Genomic DNA, 20,548 nt, shown 5'->3' on the forward strand with positions numbered 1-20,548 from the left:
GTCATATAAGAACAAAAAAAATAGCGCCTCATTAAGGCGCTATTTTTGGATAGTAAAATCGGGTTTTTACGAGCGACGGTCATGGTTATTTTTGTCATGATTGTTTTTGTCGTGGCTGTTTTTAGCATGAACATTTTTGGCTATTGCTTTGTGCTTAGCAGCCACTACGTTCGCTTTGTGATGTGACTTTGCTGCCTTAGCTTTGGCATGCTTATAGTTATTACTCGCTTTATTGCTGCTGTGTTTTTGTTGCTGTACTTGAGCTGAATGATGCTTATCAAAATTAGGCGCGGCATTGGCTTGACCCACCATCGACAAACAAGCAGTAGCGGCTAAAATCGAACTAACTAGTATCTTTTTCATCATTTTATTCCTTTGAATTCATATTTAGAGTCGTTATAGATAATTCACTTAGTGTTAAATGAACTATCGTGATAAAGCTTTACTCTATCGACAAAGAGAATGATAAATGATTCTAGTATTAAGTAGATTTATGAAACTTGAAGAAAGGTTGCGATTGTTACGAGGGCATGCGCGCTTAAAGACATGTTAGGTGTTGGCGTAATGTCTGGTTAAGTGACAGCGTATTTACGCTTTATCGGTAAGCATCGTAGACAGGATATTTATAAAAACGCGAATGAATAGCTGGTTGATAACGAATGCAAATACGGACACGGTGGAGTTACTGGCTAATGTTTAAAACGAGCATAGCAATACTCTATACTGCTATGCTCTAAATGGCTAAACAGACGTTTTCTGCAAAATATAAACCACAAACTTTGCCTTTGTGCTAAATGCTTCTTTCTCTACTGCTGCCAGTAGTGCTTGTCTTTTTTCGCTGCGGGCACGGTACGCATAAGGTGTCATCGTCATCAAATCAGCCAAATCCTCTGCGGATAATGTCAGCTCTGTACTGACACGGCAGGTCTCAACCAACGTAAAATATGGTGCCAATTCTTGCAAGAATTTATCAGAATCATGCTCACGCACATCATCAAATAGCGCATCACGCATTGTTGCCAAATGCCCGATATCAGGTTTGGCAATGATTAAATAGCCACCATCCATCAATACATTATCAAATGCCTCGGGCAAAATAGGGCTAAAGATACTACTAATCCCCGTCATACTGTGCGGGTGTAATGGTAAATGTGCAGCACTGGTCACTAATGGATAGACCGCTGTCGTTTTGGCAGTATCTTCTTTACGCGGCTGATACCATAGACGACCTGCTATTTTACTGACTTTGGCCAGCTCAACCACTGCAGGCTTACTGATGTCAGCGGCTATCAGTGTGTCTATAACATCCGATCCCATTTGCGCCATTGCCTGCGTGTAATAGCCTTCTCCGCAGCCAATATCAAGCCAATTGACTGGCTTATTATCTTGCTTATCTATTAACTCATCGTTAGATAGTAACTCTGTCATTTTTTGGCTAATTAGGTTTTGTAGCGGTGCGTAGTGCCCATGATTCAAAAACCGCTTACGCGCATCGATAGATTCTTGGCTATCACCAGGTGCTTTGGACTTTTTTTGTTGTACTGGCAGCAGGTTGACATAGCCTTGACGCGCTACATCAAAGGGATGTGAAGTCTGCTTAGGGTGCAAACTGCCATCACAACGCCAAGTATCTGCAGCAGGCTGTAGTGGTGACTGACAAAGTGGACAAATAAATAACGACACGGGCATCTCAAAATGATAGCAATATGCTTCGTATTTTAACAAAATTCATGGGTTATGAGCGACAAAAAGCCGTCTCAATCACGATTGAAACGGCTTTTTGGAGTTTTGCAAATTGATATCTATATAGATATTTGGCGGTTATAGCCTAACGCAGTTTTAGCGTCATTAGCCCAAGGATGACAAGAATAATGGCAATAATCCAAAATCTTGCCACCACTTGCGTTTCTTTCCAGCCAATTTCTTCAAAATGATGATGCAGCGGTGCCATACGGAAGACGCGTTTTTTGCGTAGTTTGTACGAGCCAACTTGCAACATCACCGATAGCGCTTCTGCGACAAACAAACCACCCATAATTGCAAAGGCAATCTCTTGACGGCTCATCACGGCGATAGTACCTAGCATTGCGCCCAGTGCTAGCGCGCCAACATCACCCATAAAGACTTGTGCTGGATGCGCGTTGAACCATAAGAAACCCAGACCTGCTCCGACCATTGAGCCACAGACGATAATGACTTCGGAGTTATAAGGAATATAAGGCACATGCAAGTAATCAGCAAAGCGTACATCGCCTGATACATAAGCCATCGCGCCCAAACCTGCAGCAACGAGAACGACTGGCAAAATCGCCAAACCATCCAAACCATCGGTTAGATTGACTGCGTTAGAAGCGCCATTAATTACAAAGTAGGTAAAGATGATAAAGCCAATACCAAATGGCACCGCTGAAAATGGAATCATCCAGTCTTTGAATACTGGCAATAGCAGATCCTGCATCTCGCGCGTGGTGTTGATATCGGGTTGTAGCGTGGCAATATAATACAAAGACACACCGACAAATAACGCACCCATAGATAGCCAAAAATACTTTTTGCGAGCGATTAAGCCTTTTGGATCTTTGTACTTAATTTTCAGCCAATCATCAGCCCAACCTACGGCACCGAAGATAACCATAACCACAAGCAAAATCCAAACATAAGGATTGTTTAGTCGTGCCCATAGTAGCGTCGATATACCAATCGCACTTAGGATCAATACCCCGCCCATAGTTGGCGTACCCGTCTTGGCTAAATGCGATTGAGGCCCATCATTACGAATGGCCTGACCATATTTGAGCGAACGCAAGTGCCGAATGACACGGCCGCCAAACATCATACTAAATACAAGGGCGGTAACAACTGCAAGCAATGCTCGCAGTGTCAACGAAGAAACCGCAGAAAACGGCGTATAATACTGGCCAAGCCAGCCGAACAACCAAACTAACACCGCCTACTCCTCTACTAGCGCATGAATAAGTGTTTCCATTCCCATGGAACGAGAGCCTTTGAACAACACAGTACAAGGCTTAGCTTGTTGCGCTTGCAAATACGGCTGTAAATACTGTAATAAACTGTCTTTGTCTACAAAAGCATGAGCACTAATATCAGACACCTCTTGCGCACCCGCGACGGTATAAGGAGCATACTCGCCAACACAAAGCAGCACATTGATACCTGTAGTCGCAATAGTACGGCCCAAGCTTTGATGCTCGCTAATAGCAGCCTCTCCTAGCTCACCGATATCGCCCAGCACCATGACCTGCGTACCTGTTTGCGCAGCCAATACTTTAGCAGCGGCACGTACCGAATGAGGATTGGCATTATAAGTATCATCAATGAGACGATGCATACCAAGTATCTGGCTATTTAAACGACCTTTAGCAGGACGCGCATTTTCGAGCCCAATCACGATATCACTTACTTCAATATTTAGTGCATGCGCACAGGCAGCAGCAGCCAAGGCATTATTAACATTGTGCTCACCTGCTAATGGCAAGTTGATATCATGGACTTGGTTACCGATATGTAGCTTAAATTCGCTACGTTCAGGCTCTACGTCTAGATGGCTTGCACTTACATCCGTATTACCAAAGCCAATCACATGCGAAGTATGCTTTTCAGCAATACGACGCAACTGATTGGTAAAATCATCCTTATCAGGAACAATTGCAAACTGTGCGTCCGTCAACGTATGGTAAATCTCTGCCTTGGTTTGGCAAATACCTTCACGGCTACCAAATTCACCCAAATGCGCTGTACCGATGTTTAAGATACAGGCCACATCAGGCTGAACAATTTCAGTCGTATAAGCAATCTCGCCAATATGGTTTGCGCCCAACTCTAAAATAGCATAACGATGATGATCTGATAGCTCAAGCAACATCATTGGTACACCCAAATCGTTATTGAGGTTACCACGAGTGATTAAGGTCGGTGCCAATCTACCAAAAATACTGCCTAGCATTTCTTTGCAAGTGGTCTTGCCGCTAGAACCCGTAATAGCAATCACGGTTAAATCTGTATGCTGCTGACGACGATACGCTGCCAATTGACCTAGTGCCAAACGAGTATCGCTGACTACCAATTGTGGAATAGCATTTGGGCCGGACAACAAGATAGGACGCGAGACGACAGCGGCAACAGCGCCTTTTGATATTGCTGTCTCGATATAATCGTGACCATCAAAATTATCGCCACTTAGCGCCAAAAATATATCGCCTGGCTTTATCGTGCGGGTATCGGTGGCTATACGTTTACTGGACAAGGCCGTCTGTTCTGCATGGCCTTGTGGTAGTTGCCAATGCCCATCGAGCGACGTGGTCGCTGCGAGCAGATTGTCCATTTGCCAGACATAGAGCCCTTGCGACTGGGCAGTATTATCGGTGTCGGCTGTCATAATGATTACCTTATATGATGACTACTTAATTTTTATATTTAATGATCGATTTTTACTAATACATGTATCGAAAGCCAATCAACTACACACGGTCAGCTTGATTCAATGCCTGCTGCAAAACAACACTATCATCGAAATCATAGCGAACGTTGTTAATCTCTTGATAGGTTTCATGACCTTTACCTGCGATGACCACAATATCGTCTACACCTGAGTGATTAACTGCATATTCAATAGCGGTTTGGCGGGCAGGCTCGATATGGGTTCGTTGATATTGCTCAGCTGTCATACCAGCCTGCATATCTTGCAAAATTACATTTGGGTCTTCGGTACGTGGATTATCCGCGGTCAAAATAACTTGATCAGCACCTGCCAGACCTGCTTGCGCCATCAACGGTCGCTTGCCTGTATCGCGATCTCCGCCGCAACCAAATACCGCCCATAGCTGACCTTTACAGTGGGTTTTTAAACTTGCCAGCACTTGGCTTAGCGCATCTGGAGTATGTGCATAATCAACGATAAAGCAGCCATCATTTGACGGTACACGCTGCATACGCCCAACTGCACCTTGCAACTGTGCAACAGCAGGTGCAATACGCTCAATATTTATGGCCAAGTCATCATCAAGTGCTACGACGGCTGCTATCGCTGCGAGCAAATTGGCTACATTGAAGCGACCTAATAATGGACTGACAATCTCTATGTTGTCAGTTCTCTCATTGCCAAAATTAGTACTCAGATTTATTTTGACGCCTTGCAGACTTGGTATGATATCAGCGGCAACAAAAGTAGCAGCTTTTGATGAATCCAAACTGTATGTCCATACCGTTAAACCGCTGACGTTTGCCGTATCTAACATAACCTGAGCATGCTCATCATCGATATTAATAATGGCATGGGTCAAATCTGGGAAATGGGCTTTATCAAACAGCTTTGCTTTGGCAGCGGCATATTCTGCCATATCAGCATGATAGTCTAAATGGTCACGGCTCAAATTGGTGTAAATCGCTACAGTGATAGGCATACCTTGTAGACGTTGCTGATCCAATCCATGAGAGCTAGCTTCTAAAGCCAATATTTCTGCCTGCTCTGTTCCCATTTGATATAAGAACTGTTGGACAGCTAAAGCATCGCCCGTGGTATGACTGGCTTGTACTAGAGCACCAAGTCTACCATTACCTGCCGTACCCATCACTGCGCTACTCTGACCCATCAACTGGGTAAGCTGTGCCACTAATTGACTGATGGTTGTTTTACCATTTGTACCAGTGACCGCAACCACGGTCGGTAGAGTCACTGGCTGCTGATATTGCAGGCGCGCTTGAATTAAGCTACCTAAAAAGTCGCGAATGTTAGGAACATATAAGACAGGGCATGGTAATGCTGCTAGTTGCTGAGGTGCATTAGCAATACTATCTGTCTTAGGTTCACTATTGGTATTTAAGAGGTTGTTTGCTTCGCTCAGCAAAACAATAGGGTCAATTTCTGAGAGAATAAACGCGGCTTGTTCAGCGGCTTGTAGTAGATAATCGCGACTTTTTTGAGGGTTGGCTGTTTGACTTTTTAACAGGATAAATACGTCATTCGCTTCCAATTGGCGATTGTCTAAGCGAAACTGTTGAAATGGAATATGGGCAATAGACTGGGATTGAGCTAAACCCGCCTGCTTGAATGCTTCCTGAATCGATGTTGCTATCATCGCTGTAAGCTGCTCAGCCAGTTTTTGCTGCTGGCTTTTATTGGCATCTATAAGCTGTTGTAAAGTAACAGTAGCGCTATCTAGCGATGATATAGTCATAGATAAATCCTAAACAGTTAAAACGTGTCAGCTCAGTAGAACTGGACATTTAAAATAATTGAACGCTTACTGCGCTTCCGTTTTTAGTGGCTTATCCAAAGGCACATTATACAATCGTAATGCTTCTTTCATCACATTGTGGAAAACAGGTGCGACTGTGAGACCAGCATAAATCTGACCACGTGGGTCTTCGATAAGCATTACGCCTACCAGCTTTGGATTAGATGCAGGTGCCATACCAGCAAAGACATTACGATACTGATCCGTATAGTAACCACCTGCTGGGTTGATACGGCGCGAAGTGCCCGTCTTACCTGCCACGCGATAGCCATCAATAGCGGCGGCTTTTGCCGTACCACCAGGCTCTGTGACGCTTTCGAGCATTTGCACGATAGACATCGCTTGCTCATGCGCCATAATGCGTCTGCTTGGCTGGGGTTTGTCAGTTTTGGTCAAGGTCAATGGATGCATGACCCCGCCTGCCGCCAACGCTGAATAAGCCTGCGCCACCTGCGCTAGCGTCGCTTCCATACCATAACCATAACTGATCGTTGCACGACGTGAGGTCTCTTTTTCTTCTGGCGTCACGACTAGCCCACTACCTTCTCCTGGGAACTGTAACGGAGTCTTTGAGCCGAAGCCAAACTGTCGTTGCATATTGGTGATGGCATCGGGCGGTAGCGACAATGCAATTTTGGTGGAGGCAACGTTACTAGACTTCTGTAGTAGCGTGGCCATGTTAATCATGCCCAAGTTGTTATGATCTCGAATGGTATAGCCACGTACGCGAATCGAACCAGGATTGGTATCAATCAAGGTCGTTGGCGTATATTTGCCCGAGTCTAGCGCTGCCGCCACGGTAAACGGTTTCATCACCGAGCCTGGCTCAAACACATCTAGCAGTGCGCGGTTACGCTGGTTTTCACCCGTCATCTCATTAAGGTTGTTTGAGTTAAACGACGGCCATGTTGATAATGCCAACACTTCACCAGTCTGCACATCAACGATCATACCCGTTGACCAGCGTGCTTTTTGTAAGCGTCCAGCCTTTTCTAGCTCTTTATACAGCAAATACTGTAAGCGCGAATCAATCGTCAACGCCACATCTTTACCGGGTACTTCTGGCTCGATTTGTTTGATTTCTTTTAGGCTGTTTTGTTTGGCGTCTTTTAGAACTAAAACTTTTCCGTCATCACCCGCCAGATCTTTTTCATACTGACGCTCAATACCAGCACGGCCTTCGTAACCGCCTTCAGGATCTTTGGCGTTTTGACCCATAAAGCCCAGCAGCTGTGCATTAGACTGTGGCTGTGGATAATAACGCTGAAAGAAATTCTTTTCGTAGACGCCAGGGAAATCAAGCGAGCTGACGCTTTGGGCAATCTCAGGTGTAACCTTATTAAGCAGTGGCAAATAGTGCGAGCCTGCGCCAGATGGCAAAGCAGCTTTTACGGCTTTCTCATCGGTCACATCGATACTGTCATCAATAGCCGTGACTTTTTTCAACTCATCGACCGAGATATTTGCAGCAGCGGCTAGCTTTGTCAGGTCCATATTATCTAGGCGCTTTTGCATACGCGCCTGTAATTGTGGACTGCTAGGATTGGTAATGATAATGCGCTTTAGCTCGTAATATTCACGAGAATAATCATGCGGACTAAACGAAACTGTCGCGAGCGGCGCACTGACTGCAAGCGGTAGATTATTACGATCGGTAATCATACCGCGATAAGACTTTTGGGTGCGCTCACTGGTAATGAGCTCATTGCCTTTATCTTGATAAAACTGTGCGTTGGCAACCTGAATATAATAAGCGCGGCTAATCAATAGCGCTAATATGACTAGCGCTAGACCCCAGACCATACGAAAACGGTTTTTGTCTTGTTCGAAACCACCAAGAGCAGAAGCACCTGACGCTTTGCTCGAAAAAACCATTTTACTTTTGCGGTTCTTTACACTGGTATAAGCGCCTTGGGTGTCGCTTTTTTTAATGCGACCAAACAATTTGGCCTTACGATTGCTTGCAGCTTTATCGGGCTTGCTACTCGTTTGACCAGATTTAGCAGCACTGGCTCGGCGGAGAGGTTTGGTTACCTTGCCGCTGGCTGGTTTCTTACTAGTGTTTTTTGCGGTGGATTTAGGCTTTTTCTCACTCATTGTCCTGCCTCCGTCGCTGGTTCTTCAGGAGAGATGTCCGTAGAGGCACGTGGCCCAATAACGTCAGTCAAATCTTCATCTGAGTCTTCCGTAACCACTGGCACCAATGCAGTCGCAACACCAGGCTGGATAATCAGCTTATCCTTTAATGTTGGCGAATACATGCCCAATTCAGCAACCGCTCGACTGGCAATCTGCGGTGTAGCGCTAAAGGTTTGCTGCTCAATCAATAGACGCTGATGCTCTACTTGTAGTTTACGTTCTTGTTTTTTCATGTCTTGCAAGGTTTTGTAGTCCTGATGATATTGCTGAACTTCTTCGGCAGTTTTGATACCACTCCATACAATCGTGGCTGCCAATAGCAGTAGCACGACCACATAAATGCTCACCACATTAAACCGGCGCACGAACAGCTCGCCGACATCGGTATTATAAGGTGTAGCAGTGCGGCGATTCGCAGGTTTGTCAGATATTGCCATGACGATCTCAAAAAGGTGAACGTAAACGATAGAGTAGATAACGGATTGCGAAAGATGAACGTGTCATTATTCGGTCATACCATCGATAAATATAAAACCAAAGACACTTATAAGTGTAAAAACTAAACCTAAAAAACCGAACATAGAAAATATATTCAATAGCTAATATATTTAGTAGCCATAAATCATTACAACTCATGGCTATCAATATGTCATACCAAAACCAAACACGTTGAATGGCTGTACTATATAAAACCATTCAACTATTAAGCAGATAAAAACTAACTGCTGAGCCTAACAGACAATATTTACAGATTTTTAACAGTGGCGTAGCCATTAGGACATTTGCGCATCATTTAGACAAACATTAGCAATCTTATTCGACTATGACTTGTAGCATCATGTTGTTCTATGATTTTGTTGTCTGCTCATAAGCTGTGTCAGCACGCGTTGCCATACGCAGCCATGCACTACGCGCGCGCGGGTTCTGACTCGTCTCAGCTTTGCTTGGGCCAACACGTTTTGGTTTGCTAAAATAGCGTGGACGATTCGGCGGCATTGGCAGGTTTTCGTCTTCTGGATACTGCCCTTTGCTATGGCGCTGCAAAAACTGCTTGATACGGCGATCTTCTAATGAATGAAAGCTAATGACCGCAAGCTGCCCACCTGATTTTAAAATAGGAATGCTTTGCGCTAAAAAGTCGTCAACATCGCCCAGCTCATTATTAATAAAAATACGCATGGCTTGAAAGCTTTGTGTGGCTGGATGTTTACCGCGTTGCCAGTTGGGATGCGCCACTTTGATCACTTCTGCCAACTCAAGCGTAGACTCGTAGCTTTCCATCTGTTTGATAGCGCGGGCAATACGGCGGCTATGACGCTCTTCGCCAAACTCATAAAGCACATTGGCCAACGTTTCATCATCGACTTTTTCAAGCCATTCCGCAACTGATTGGCCACGACTGGTGTCCATACGCATGTCTACTGCCCCGTCGCGCATAAAGCTAAAGCCGCGACTACCATCATCAATCTGCGGTGATGAAATGCCCAAATCTGCCATTAATCCATCAACTTCATTGATGCCCATAGCAGCCAGACTGTCGGTCAACGTTGCAAAACTATCATGAACCACACGCACACGGCTGTCTTTGCTTGCCAGCTCTTGCGCCACGCTAATGGCTGTCGGATCTTTGTCAAAGACAACCAGTGTTGCGTCATCGGCGAGTTGACTTAATAGCAGTCGGCTATGGCCGCCACGGCCAAAAGTCGCATCAACATAGATACCACTTATATTTAAGCTATGTTGGTCGCCTGCTTTTTGCTTGGGCAAGGATTTTACACCCAGTACTGCTGCGACAGTCTCTTGCAGTAACACCGCATCATGGACAAAACTCAATTCATCAGACGTGATATCGCCCTCATGACGGGCGTGAGTAACATCCAGATCGACATCTTGCGTAGACGCATCCTTTACAGCAGAAGGACTAGACACTGACTCAGAGAGATCAGCGGCGGCAGAGGGACTGGCTTTCGATTTTGGCTTAGACTTTGATAGGGACACAAACAACTCAATAGATGACGACCATACTGGCCAGTAATTAGATGAAAATAAACAAGTTATGACTTGCTTAGCATTATTATCGCAAGGATACACCTGTAGTCAAGCACTAGAAGGGCTTTTCATTAAAAATATCACATGTCTCTGTTATACTAGCGCTATATTTTACGCTATTTCTTAACATCGACTTCATATCTTTCATCGCTATTTATACTGATAGCTTATATCGATAGCAAACTTTGAGACTTTTACCATGCAAACCTCTACTGACAGCACGCGCCCTGTGCGCACGCGTATCGCCCCATCGCCAACTGGCTTCCCACACGTAGGTACTGCCTATATTGCCCTGTTTAACTTGGCTTTTGCCAAAGCTCACGGTGGCGAATTCATCTTACGTATCGAAGACACTGATCAGACTCGCTCGACTGAGCAATCAGAACAAATGATTTTGGATGCCCTACGTTGGGTTGGTCTAGATTGGAGCGAGGGCCCAGATATTGGTGGCCCACACGCCCCTTATCGTCAGAGCGAGCGTAGCGATATCTACAAAAAACACGCCGAGATACTCATAGAAAAAGACCATGCGTTCCGCTGTTTTTGTACCAGTGAAGAGTTAGACGCCATGCGCGCTGAACAAATGGCCAATGGCGAGACTCCTCGTTATGATGGTCGCTGTGCTCATCTTGCTCCAGAAAAAACCGAGCAATTGGTAAGCGAGGGCAAGCCGCACGTGATTCGTATGCGTGTACCGGCCGAAGGCACTTGTCAGGTACAAGACATGCTACGTGGCACCGTTGAGTTCCCTTGGACTCAAGTCGATATGCAAGTACTGCTAAAAACAGACGGCATGCCAACCTATCATCTAGCCAATGTCGTCGATGACCATCTGATGGAAATCACTCATGTGATGCGTGGTGAAGAGTGGTTGAACTCTGCGCCTAAGCATCAACTGCTATATGATTATTTTGGTTGGGAAATGCCGACCCTTTGCCATATGCCACTACTGCGTAACCCTGATAAATCAAAGCTGTCTAAACGCAAAAACCCAACCTCTATCACCTACTATCGTGATGCAGGCGTGCTGCCTGAAGCGCTGTTAAACTATCTTGGTCGTATGGGCTACTCAATGCCTAATGATGCTGAGCAGTTCACACTAGAAGAAATGATTGCCAGCTTTGATATTCAGCGTGTGTCGCTTGGTGGCCCTATCTTCGATATCGAAAAATTAAACTGGCTCAATGCAGAATGGCTACGTGCGCTTAGCCCTGAAGAGCTAAAGAATAAAATCCTTGAGTGGGCTAGCAACAGTGACAAACTGACTGCTATCGCAGCCGCGATTCAGCCACGTATCGAGCTATTGTCTGATGCGGTTAATTGGGGTGGTTTCTACTTCCAAAACCTACCTGATATCAATGCTGAGAGCTTCACTCATAAATCACTCACGCCTGAGCAAATTATCGAGATGCTGCAATTAGCGCTTTGGCAATTAGAAGTCTTACCAACGTGGTCAGAAGAAAACATTTATGCCACGCTAAAAGGCCTTGCTGCTCACCTTGATATTAAGATGCGTGATTTTATGGCGCCGTTCTTTATCGCTATCGCTGGTAGCACCTCGTCGACGCCAGTCATGAACTCTATGGCGATTATCGGTGCTGATATGACCTTGACTCGCTTGCGTCACGCCGTTGATGTATTAGGCGGCCTCGGTAAAAAGAAACTGAAGAAACTTGAGAAACAAGCGGCAGAATTGCCAGACTTTTTGGCTGCTGCTGAGTAGTACCACTGGAGCTTTCATTATTAAAAACCACCTAAATCTCTACTCATTAAAACATCCTTGAAAGAAATTTGTTCGATAAATTAAAATTAACTAGCGTGGATTTTGCAATGGCAAGGTCCACGCTTTTTTTATCAAAAATTTGAGTTTCTCAATAAAACCAAAATGTTGTAGACTCTTACTTTAACCTTGCATACTTTGGCTCATTTGGAGATGAAAGATTTGAAAATTACAAAGCTATTAATATCGTTATTTTTAGGCAGTATGGTTTCGACACAAAGCTATGCCACAGAAATCGAAGACTTTATGTCATGGGCACAGCTAGGTGATGGAACAGCATGGATCAAATACACTAGTGATTATAGTGACGATGCTAAATTTTTTGAAGCCCAGATTAGTCATTCATCAGTAGGAAATCAAAGACTATATTTCTCCGACCTTTCTTCTTACGGGGATAGCATTTGTAGTTACGAAAGCACTGTTCCCAAAAACAGTACTATTATATTTAATGGGCAAGCAGTAAAAATGTTGCGTTGGTGCAAAAAGTACTCAAACTCTAGTAATTACTATCTTAGTTACACTCCTGAAACAGCTCGTGGTCACAGCTATGTTGTCAATCTATTCAAAGTAGCTACTACACCTATCGAGATTCAATTCAACAATGAGAGAACATACTTCCCTGTAATAGGATTTACTAAAGCATGGAATAGTGCCGGTGGTAATGCTATCTAACAATCTATTTCGGATAGTATGTTTATAAAACTCACAAGTTCTAGATAAGAACCTATAAAATAGATGGACTTTATATTTTATAACTCGCTAAACCTTCTTATGAACTGGAACTAAACATGGCCGCCAAAACCGTCACGATAGAAAGCAAAGACTATGTCTTTAACACCTTAAAAGAAGCCCAGAAATACTATGATGCCATCGTAAAGGAGCTATTTGATGCAACTTTGACCCTGACCAAGGGCCAAGACTTCGAAGATTTAAAATGGATATACAGCACTTACTGCGGTTACACCAAGCATAATCTAGATAAATTGGGCGAATATGACATCATTGGCGTCAAAGGCATCAGAACTATCCGAGAAAAAGGCGGTCAATATATGCCAACTGAATGCTGTGCGATTATTTTTTCTGATGGTAGCGAAGAAGAGTTTTATACTGATAAAGCCATCAAAGAGATCGCACTTAAGCAAAATCCACGCTAATTTGGGCTTATTGAGCCTTTAAAATAGGCTAAAACACTTTTTTTTGCATATTTATGCATTATTTTTAAAATAGTTGTTGACAAGACTGCCGCTCTTACATAAAATACGCACACTCTTAGCGAGGGGCTATAGCTCAGTTGGTAGAGCACTTGCATGGCATGCAAGGGGTCAACGGTTCGACTCCGTTTAGCTCCACCATACTTATTTATAGCAACGCTCAGTATTACTGAAACGTAATAATAAATACTCGCTAGTAGGACGATATCAGCACCTAGGCAATGCTTGCTCTATTTATAGATAAGCTATCTGATATTGTGAAGTACCGTTATAACCACTGGTTATAACACTCTATGCGTCCCCATCGTCTAGAGGCCTAGGACACCGCCCTTTCACGGCGGTAACGGGGGTTCGAATCCCCCTGGGGACGCCACTATTCGGCGTCACTTATTAGCACTCTTGCTCAGCATCAGGTTAGACTAATAAGCGAACAATAAAAAAACCCAGTCATCATACGGTGACTGGGTTTTTTTATGCCTGTCATTTCTCAACATCCTCTATTCTATTGTCGTTAGCTTATTATTAATATCTGCTAGCTTACTGTTGATAGCACTATTGCCAACCTATCTAATACTCGTTAATATCGACCTGACAAGCGTATTTATAAAGTGCAGCCACATACTATAAATGATGGGGCTTAGCGTGATTAAAGGGAAGTGATTGCGATGTTTGGTATCGAGAATTATCTAGGGTTTATCTTGGCGGCTATTTTATTAAACCTAACGCCAGGTACGGATAGCATGTACATCATCACCCGTAGTATTTCACAAGGACAAACAGCAGGGTTTTATTCTGTTCTTGGCATTACTTCGGGTATTTTGGTACATACTTTATTGGCGGCGCTAGGATTGTCGGTATTGCTTGCCAATTCCCCTACGGCGTTTATGATCGTCAAATATATCGGTGCGGCTTACTTGTGCTATTTGGGTCTAAAAATGCTACTGAGCAAAAACTCGAACTCAATAACGAACCGTTTATCCAAAGATCAGGATGTGACTAGCCAAAAGGCTGTAGATGGTTGGCAAATATATAAGCAAGGTGTGTTGACCAATACTTTTAACCCAAAAGTCGCTTTATTCTTCTTGGCGTTCTTCCCTCAGTTTATCGACGCTAGTTATGCTTATGGCATGCTGTCATTTTTGATGTTGGGACTGACTTTTGCCACCACAGGCTTTATATGGTGCTTGAGTTTGGCGCTGCTGGCGTCAAAGTTCAGCAAAAAACTAAGAGAGAATCCAAAAGTTGAATCCATGATGAATAAAATAAGTGGTGTCGTATTTATGGGGCTAGGAATTAAGCTGTTGACTGAAAAAGCTTGAAGAGTAAAGTAACAAGAAAAAAACATCTTCCATAGAAAAGCCCAATCCCCTACTTTGAAGGAAATTGGGCTTTTTTCATACTAAGTCTAATACATTACTAGCCTGCTTCTTTGCTCTCAGCAGCCAATTGACGTAGTACATAGTGCAATACGCCACCATGACGCACATATTCGCGCTCTTTTGGCGTTTGTAGACCAACATTTACCTCAAAGGTTTCTGCCGATCCGTCAGCACGCGTAGCCGTAACCGTGGCCGTTTTACTCTCGCCATTGTCCAGACCTGTGATGCTGAGCACTTCAGAACCATCTAGTTTGTATGTCTCCGCATTTTGACCGTCTTTAAACGTCAATGGCAACACGCCCATACCGACTAGGTTTGAACGGTGAATACGCTCAAAAGAGCTGGTCAATACGGCTTTTACGCCGAGCAAGATAGTACCTTTGGCTGCCCAATCGCGGCTAGAGCCTGAACCATACTCTGCCCCACCCAATACCACTAGCGGACGCTTATCTTCTTTATATTTCATCGCTGCGTTATAGATGGGCATTTCTTCGCCATCTTGTAGCGTAGCGCTGTCATTCTTGAAGTAGTAGGTATAGCCTCCTTCTTTACCGCCCATCATGGTATTTTTGATACGGATATTGGCAAAGGTACCACGAGTCATGACTGCATCGTTACCACGGCGTGAACCATAGCTATTGAAGTCTGCTTCCATCACACCGCGCTCTTGCAAGTACTTGCCTGCTGGTGAGTCTGGATCGATATTACCTGCTGGTGAGATATGATCGGTGGTGATTGAGTCACCAAATAGACCTAAGATGCGCGCGCCTTCGATATCAGGAATGCCTTCTGGCTCCATGGTCATACCATCAAAGAACGGTGGGTTTTTAATATAGGTCGACACTTCATCCCATGGATATAGTTGGCTATCCGCTGAACTAATTGCGTTCCACGCTGCACTACCGTCAAATACTTCGCCGTAGTTCTTGCGGAACATATCAGCATCGATATTGTTGGCAATTAGCTCGTTGATCTCTTCCGAAGTTGGCCAGATATCTTTTAGGAATACATCATTACCGTCTTGGTCTTGGCCTAGTGGATGAGTGGTCAGATCGATATCCACTGTACCTGCCAACGCATAGGCAACCACTAGCGGTGGTGATGCTAAATAACTGGCTTTGACATGCGAGTGAATACGACCTTCAAAGTTACGGTTACCAGATAGTACCGCTGCCGCGACTAAGTCGTTTTCTTCAATGCCTTTTTCGATCTCTTCTGATAATGGTCCTGAGTTACCGATACATGTCGTACACCCATACCCTACTAGATAGAAGCCTGTTTTCTCTAGCTCATCCATCAGATGAGTTTTTTCTAAATAATCGGTCACCACTTTAGAACCTGGTGCGAGCGATGTCTTAACCCAAGGCTTGGCTTTAAGACCTTTGGCAGCCGCTTTTTTGGCCACTAGACCTGCACCAATCATTACTGCTGGATTGGAAGTATTGGTACAAGAAGTAATAGCAGCAATAACTACCGATCCGTCTCGTAGTTTGTGTTGCTTATCATCGATACTGACATTTGAAAAAACATTGTTGGCTGGCGCATAACCTGCATTGTCATCACTGGTATCAACTTCGATGTTCGGTTCAGCTGCCAAGTGTTCCGCTTGCTCTTGCTCTCCACCTTCTTGATCAAAGCGTACCTTGCCTTCTACTTCTGACTTGCGATCTTTGGTCATTTTTTCTAGCGTTTCGCCAAACTTCTCATGCATATCAGACAAATTGATACGCTGCTGTGGCAAGTTCGGACCAGCAAGTGCTGGCTGTACTGACGACAGATCTAGTTCTAGCTTACTTGAATAAGTCGCTGCAGGTGTATCGGCATCGTGCCATAAGCCTTGCGCCTTAGCGTATTTTTCAACCAGTTCAATCTGCTCTTCGTCACGACCTGATAGACGCAGATAATCAATTGCCATTTGATCGATTGGGAAAATACCACAAGTCGCACCATACTCTGGTGACATATTGGCAATGGTAGCGCGATCCGCTAGCGGCATACTATGTAAGCCTTCGCCATAAAACTCGACGAACTTGCCCACTACGCCATGTGCACGCAGCATTTCAACGACACGTAATACCAAATCGGTTGCGGTGACGCCTTCGGTTAGCTTGCCTTTTAACTCAAAACCAACTACTTGTGGAATCAGCATCGATGACGGTTGACCTAGCATCGCCGCTTCAGCTTCGATACCGCCCACACCCCAACCAAGCACGCCAATACCATTAATCATCGTGGTATGGCTATCTGTACCAAACACTGTATCTGGATAAGCCGTCAGCTCGCCATCGACGTCTGCTGCCATCACAACACGGGCTAAATATTCAAGGTTAACCTGATGCACGATACCTGTCGCTGGCGGTACCACGACGAAGTTTTCAAAGGCTTGCTTGCCCCAATGCAAAAATTCATAGCGCTCATTGTTACGCTTAAATTCAATTTTTTCGTTCAAATCTAGCGCATCTTCGCGGCCATAAGCATCGACCTGTACAGAGTGATCAACGACCAGCTCACTAGGGATAAACGGATTGATCTGCTCAGCCTTACCGCCAAGCTCGACCACTGCATCACGCATCGCCGCCAAATCGACTACTGAAGGTACACCAGTGAAATCTTGCAATACCACACGCGCTGGCATAAAGGCGATTTCTTTTGACGCCTCAGCCCCTGCATCCCAGTTGGCAACCGCTTCAATATGGTTTTTGCCAACCGATTGGCCGCCGTCTTCGTTACGCAATAGATTTTCTAACACCACTTTCATACAAAATGGTAGTGTCTTGATATGCTCATAAGTTTCGGTCAGCTTTGGCAGGCTGTAGTAGGCATGTTCCTTGCCAGCAACCGAAAGGGTGTCTTTTACATCAAAAATATCACTCATGATAGCTTCCTTATCGTTGTTATAAATCCTGGACATAAATTATTATAAGTTTATGTATGACTGGTGGCTCAATAAATGATTGATCTGTTTTGAATCAATATCACAGTTTCGCAAAACTGTCTGATATGAGTCAGTGTTAACAAAAGAGATAATCATATCTGTAGTGATTAACAGAAACTCCCTTTTACCATAACAAACATACAAGGCTTTGTTAACGTCTGGACGTTGTCGAATCGTGGCACAATCGTAAACGTAACAACGGTTTAGCGAGCTATTTTTAAGCAATACCTTTCTATTTATTTTTTGTCTTTTTTACGTCGTCCACTGCGGAATACATAGCTGTCTTCATAAAAGCCAGTATCTGCATTTTCTGCCCAAAAATGCGGCACCCCTAAAATCGGTAGCGGCGCAAGCTGGCGCGGTTTGACTTCATCATTGGACAATAATGTGTCCATGTATTCGGCAACTTTGTCATCCAAATAGCTCATACGTCCAGCTAACGATAAGGTAAAGAATTCTTGTGCAACGTGAATGACAATGCCGTGAGCGCATAGAGGTTTGCGAGGATGTACCAACTGCTCAAGCAGTGCATGGCCGAAGATATAGACTGCGGCTTGAGCGCTGTTATCAGGCTGGGTTGGGTTGTCCCATTTAGCACGTGGTTTCACCAAACTTGCCTGCCAGTCAAAATCAACCAACGCCTCACCGATACTAGCATCAGAAGTCACCAGCACTGCGCCATTTTCATCAAAGACAGTAATAGTGTCGCGTACACGCCCTCGACGCTCACTAATGCCCTGCTTAGCGATTTCTAGCATATGGTAGTAATTGAGCATAGCTTTAGTCTTCGGAAAGGTCAGCCAAATACTGCCATTAAACAAGTCATGCAAATTATCACGCGTCGGGATGTTGCCAGTTGTGCCGATGAAATGCTCATAGGCCTCCCCTTCAGGCAATGCGTTTTGAGAGACGAACTGTAGCGTTTGAGATTTGTGGTCGTGAGCAGGTTTGGTATGCGGTAAGGGCTGTCGTAAGTGATCAGCTTGTTGTACCATCGACGTTTTTAAGACTTTGGCAACCGTGTCAGGCGTATTGATGTCAGAAGCATTTATATCGTGCTCATTTGGGGTTTTCACATTATCCAAACCTTCTGAACCATTCGAACCATCCAAGCTATTTCTCTGTGATTTCGAGCGACTAAGCCGTTCAATCGTGTTGCTGATATAACTCAATTGAGTAATATGAGACAGCCACGGCACTTGCCAATCAATAGCAGCAAAGCTGTGATCGAGCTGACCTTCTACTACAGGTAGCTGCTTAGTATGAGTATCAGAGTTAAGTGTGGCGGGTAAATCACTGGCAGGCATAGAAGCTCTCTCTTACAGGCTATCTCTATTAGACGTATGGATGGTCTATGGTATCATGGTGCGCTTTTTTACTGCTAGATACGCCGCTCGAAAGGACTTTTTGAGCGCTATGGATGAATGAGTTTTATGGCAAATTTTAATACCCACTTAAATGTCGCATTTATGGTCAGCGGCACACTGAGTTTGACGGTTTATAAAGCTGGATTGATTGATGATTCGGGGTTTTTGGTGTGTGTGGCGCTTGGTACTATCGGTGGGTTGCTGCCAGACTTGGATTCTGATAATTCAACACCGATTAAGCTCGGTTTTAATATCACCTCGTTCATATTTGCTTTTGGGCTGGTCATGCATTGGCGGAGTGACTTGAGCTTACTGGCACTGATAGTATTGTGGCTGGCAGGCTACGGTTTTATGCGTTATGTCGTCTTTCATATTTTTACTACTATGACGGTGCATCGCGGCGTCATCCACTCTGTGCCGTATATGGCGATACTGGGATTGGGTCTGACGTGCCTAAGCTATTATGGCGTGCACCTACCACTGACGACCAGTTGGTTTTATGGGCTGTTTTTATTTGGTGGCGCAATGGTGCACTTATCATTGGATGAACTGTATAGCGTCAATCTGTCCAATATGAAAATGAAACGCTCATCGGGCACGGCGATGAAGTTTTATCAGCCAAAAGACAAATGGTGGTATCTGCTCTTATATACTATCCTTGCACTACTGGTATACGCCGCCCCACCTTTTGAGATGTTTTGGTCACGACTGAGCGACCCTTCCGCATGGGCGCAGCTCAAAGTTGGTATATTGCCAGAATTAATAAAAAGCATGCTGCAATAAATTTATCATAAGACCACTGAGCCTAAACGAATAAGCCCAAACAAAAAGTAGAGTAACTCATGCAACCTTACCCAGATACTTGCCCTTGCCAAATTAATCTAACAGCAGAGACGACAGACGCTCCCCTATCCTATCAAGACTGCTGCCAGCCATATCATGATGCTTTTTATAATGGTGCTTTTTATAATGACGAGGTAGACAAAGCAGATGGTATAAAAGCGGAGACAGCCGAACGGCTTATGCGTACGCGCTATAGTGCCTTTGTGCTCATAAAACCAGAGTATATCGTCAAGACCACAGTGCCTGCTCAGCAAGCATTACTTGATGTTGCAGCGATTGAAAGTTGGGCCAAAGAGACAGATTGGGCAGGACTAGAGATAGTAGAGCACACGCCAAAGCTGGGTAAACGTCACTCACAGGTTGAATTTAAGGCTCACTTTAATGCCAAAGATAATGCAGGTGATTTAGCAGGAAAAATACAGGCGCATCATGAGCTGTCCACCTTCGTAAAGGTAAAAGACAAAGCAAATAATGATACGCGCTGGTACTTTTTAGATCCTACGGTTGCGATGACTGTCAGCCAAAAGCAACCATGTATTTGTGGTTCTGGAGAGAAATTTAAACGATGCTGTGGGCAGTTTATTTAATAAG

General features: G+C 44.4%; 16 protein-coding genes and 2 tRNA genes. 8 read left to right on the forward strand and 10 right to left on the reverse strand.

Annotated features, from left to right (window positions below; genetic code table 11):
• Window positions 1–66: 66 nt before the first annotated feature.
• The 8 genes from JMX96_RS11890 to rsmH all read right to left on the reverse strand — a co-directional run bounded on the left by JMX96_RS11890 (window position 67) and on the right by rsmH (window position 10,274).
• Window positions 67–363, reverse strand: a complete 297-nt coding sequence (locus tag JMX96_RS11890) for a hypothetical protein (RefSeq protein ID WP_201569271.1) — start codon at window positions 361–363, stop codon at window positions 67–69.
• Between the two features lie 378 nt (window positions 364–741).
• Window positions 742–1,689, reverse strand: coding sequence for a putative RNA methyltransferase (locus JMX96_RS11895; RefSeq protein ID WP_201569273.1), 948 nt, complete (start codon window positions 1,687–1,689; stop codon window positions 742–744).
• Window positions 1,690–1,828: 139 nt separating this feature from the next.
• Complete coding sequence (gene mraY / locus JMX96_RS11900) at window positions 1,829–2,947, reverse strand: phospho-N-acetylmuramoyl-pentapeptide-transferase (protein WP_201569275.1); 1,119 nt, start codon at window positions 2,945–2,947, stop codon at window positions 1,829–1,831.
• A 3-nt stretch (window positions 2,948–2,950) separates the two neighbouring features.
• Window positions 2,951–4,396, reverse strand: a complete 1,446-nt coding sequence (locus JMX96_RS11905) for a UDP-N-acetylmuramoyl-tripeptide--D-alanyl-D-alanine ligase (protein ID WP_201569277.1) — start codon at window positions 4,394–4,396, stop codon at window positions 2,951–2,953.
• A gap of 82 nt (window positions 4,397–4,478) precedes the next feature.
• Window positions 4,479–6,194, reverse strand: a complete 1,716-nt coding sequence (locus tag JMX96_RS11910; protein ID WP_201569279.1) for a UDP-N-acetylmuramoyl-L-alanyl-D-glutamate--2,6-diaminopimelate ligase — start codon at window positions 6,192–6,194, stop codon at window positions 4,479–4,481.
• Between the two features lie 66 nt (window positions 6,195–6,260).
• Window positions 6,261–8,351 (reverse strand): peptidoglycan D,D-transpeptidase FtsI family protein, encoded by a 2,091-nt coding sequence (locus tag JMX96_RS11915; RefSeq protein ID WP_201569281.1) that lies wholly within the window; start codon window positions 8,349–8,351, stop codon window positions 6,261–6,263.
• Window positions 8,348–8,830: a cell division protein FtsL gene (locus tag JMX96_RS11920; protein WP_201569283.1), complete on the reverse strand. Its 483-nt coding sequence runs from the start codon at window positions 8,828–8,830 to the stop codon at window positions 8,348–8,350. Before JMX96_RS11920 ends, JMX96_RS11915 begins: the two co-directional genes overlap by 4 nt.
• A 409-nt stretch (window positions 8,831–9,239) precedes the next feature.
• Window positions 9,240–10,274, reverse strand: coding sequence for a 16S rRNA (cytosine(1402)-N(4))-methyltransferase RsmH (rsmH, locus tag JMX96_RS11925; RefSeq protein ID WP_370587242.1), 1,035 nt, complete (start codon window positions 10,272–10,274; stop codon window positions 9,240–9,242).
• A gap of 367 nt (window positions 10,275–10,641) precedes the next feature.
• Between rsmH and gltX the strand changes: the two genes are divergently transcribed.
• The 6 genes from gltX (at window position 10,642) to JMX96_RS11955 (ending at window position 14,752) form a co-directional block, all read left to right on the forward strand.
• Window positions 10,642–12,165 carry a glutamate--tRNA ligase gene (gene gltX / locus JMX96_RS11930; protein ID WP_201569287.1) on the forward strand — a complete coding sequence of 508 codons (1,524 nt, stop codon included), beginning with the start codon at window positions 10,642–10,644 and terminating at the stop codon, window positions 12,163–12,165.
• A 210-nt stretch (window positions 12,166–12,375) separates the two neighbouring features.
• Window positions 12,376–12,894 carry a hypothetical protein gene (locus tag JMX96_RS11935; RefSeq protein WP_201569289.1) on the forward strand — a complete coding sequence of 173 codons (519 nt, stop codon included), beginning with the start codon at window positions 12,376–12,378 and terminating at the stop codon, window positions 12,892–12,894.
• 116 nt (window positions 12,895–13,010) lie between these two features.
• The gene (locus tag JMX96_RS11940; protein WP_101205977.1) at window positions 13,011–13,376 is read left to right on the forward strand and encodes a hypothetical protein; all 366 of its coding nucleotides are present in this window, start codon (window positions 13,011–13,013) and stop codon (window positions 13,374–13,376) included.
• Between the two features lie 122 nt (window positions 13,377–13,498).
• Window positions 13,499–13,574: transfer RNA gene (locus JMX96_RS11945), tRNA-Ala, on the forward strand.
• A 156-nt stretch (window positions 13,575–13,730) separates the two neighbouring features.
• Window positions 13,731–13,806: transfer RNA gene (locus tag JMX96_RS11950), tRNA-Glu, on the forward strand.
• Between the two features lie 292 nt (window positions 13,807–14,098).
• Complete coding sequence (locus JMX96_RS11955) at window positions 14,099–14,752, forward strand: LysE family translocator (protein WP_201569291.1); 654 nt, start codon at window positions 14,099–14,101, stop codon at window positions 14,750–14,752.
• 97 nt (window positions 14,753–14,849) lie between these two features.
• Here the strand turns inward: JMX96_RS11955 and JMX96_RS11960 are convergent, their stop codons facing one another.
• On the reverse strand, window positions 14,850–17,687 hold the full coding sequence (locus JMX96_RS11960) for an aconitate hydratase (protein ID WP_201569293.1): 2,838 nt from the start codon (window positions 17,685–17,687) through the stop codon (window positions 14,850–14,852).
• A 296-nt stretch (window positions 17,688–17,983) separates the two neighbouring features.
• Entirely contained in the window at window positions 17,984–19,054 is a 1,071-nt protein-coding gene (locus JMX96_RS11965) for a DUF3025 domain-containing protein (protein WP_201569295.1), read from the reverse strand.
• A gap of 126 nt (window positions 19,055–19,180) precedes the next feature.
• On the opposite strand from JMX96_RS11965, the gene JMX96_RS11970 reads away from it, so the two are divergent.
• Complete coding sequence (locus JMX96_RS11970; RefSeq protein ID WP_201569297.1) at window positions 19,181–19,897, forward strand: metal-dependent hydrolase; 717 nt, start codon at window positions 19,181–19,183, stop codon at window positions 19,895–19,897.
• A gap of 59 nt (window positions 19,898–19,956) precedes the next feature.
• Entirely contained in the window at window positions 19,957–20,544 is a 588-nt protein-coding gene (locus JMX96_RS11975) for a YchJ family protein (RefSeq protein WP_201569299.1), read from the forward strand.
• Window positions 20,545–20,548 lie beyond the last annotated feature (4 nt).

It is taken from the genome of Psychrobacter sp. JCM 18900 (genome assembly GCF_904846625.1).
GTDB lineage: Bacteria > Pseudomonadota > Gammaproteobacteria > Pseudomonadales > Moraxellaceae > Psychrobacter.

Bases quoted from the DNA above. Each gene is read 5' to 3' on its own strand.
- JMX96_RS11890 (WP_201569271.1), bottom strand. From the start codon at position 363: ATGAAAAAGATACTAGTTAGTTCGATTTTAGCCGCTACTGCTTGTTTG.
- JMX96_RS11895 (WP_201569273.1), bottom strand. From the start codon at position 1,689: ATGCCCGTGTCGTTATTTATTTGTCCACTTTGTCAGTCACCACTACAG.
- JMX96_RS11905 (WP_201569277.1), bottom strand. From the start codon at position 4,396: ATGACAGCCGACACCGATAATACTGCCCAGTCGCAAGGGCTCTATGTC.
- JMX96_RS11910 (WP_201569279.1), bottom strand. From the start codon at position 6,194: ATGACTATATCATCGCTAGATAGCGCTACTGTTACTTTACAACAGCTT.
- JMX96_RS11915 (WP_201569281.1), bottom strand. From the start codon at position 8,351: ATGAGTGAGAAAAAGCCTAAATCCACCGCAAAAAACACTAGTAAGAAA.
- JMX96_RS11920 (WP_201569283.1), bottom strand. From the start codon at position 8,830: ATGGCAATATCTGACAAACCTGCGAATCGCCGCACTGCTACACCTTAT.
- gltX (WP_201569287.1), top strand. From the start codon at position 10,642: ATGCAAACCTCTACTGACAGCACGCGCCCTGTGCGCACGCGTATCGCC.
- JMX96_RS11935 (WP_201569289.1), top strand. From the start codon at position 12,376: ATGAAAGATTTGAAAATTACAAAGCTATTAATATCGTTATTTTTAGGC.
- JMX96_RS11940 (WP_101205977.1), top strand. From the start codon at position 13,011: ATGGCCGCCAAAACCGTCACGATAGAAAGCAAAGACTATGTCTTTAAC.
- JMX96_RS11955 (WP_201569291.1), top strand. From the start codon at position 14,099: ATGTTTGGTATCGAGAATTATCTAGGGTTTATCTTGGCGGCTATTTTA.
- JMX96_RS11960 (WP_201569293.1), bottom strand. From the start codon at position 17,687: ATGAGTGATATTTTTGATGTAAAAGACACCCTTTCGGTTGCTGGCAAG.
- JMX96_RS11965 (WP_201569295.1), bottom strand. From the start codon at position 19,054: ATGCCTGCCAGTGATTTACCCGCCACACTTAACTCTGATACTCATACT.
- JMX96_RS11970 (WP_201569297.1), top strand. From the start codon at position 19,181: ATGGCAAATTTTAATACCCACTTAAATGTCGCATTTATGGTCAGCGGC.
- JMX96_RS11975 (WP_201569299.1), top strand. From the start codon at position 19,957: ATGCAACCTTACCCAGATACTTGCCCTTGCCAAATTAATCTAACAGCA.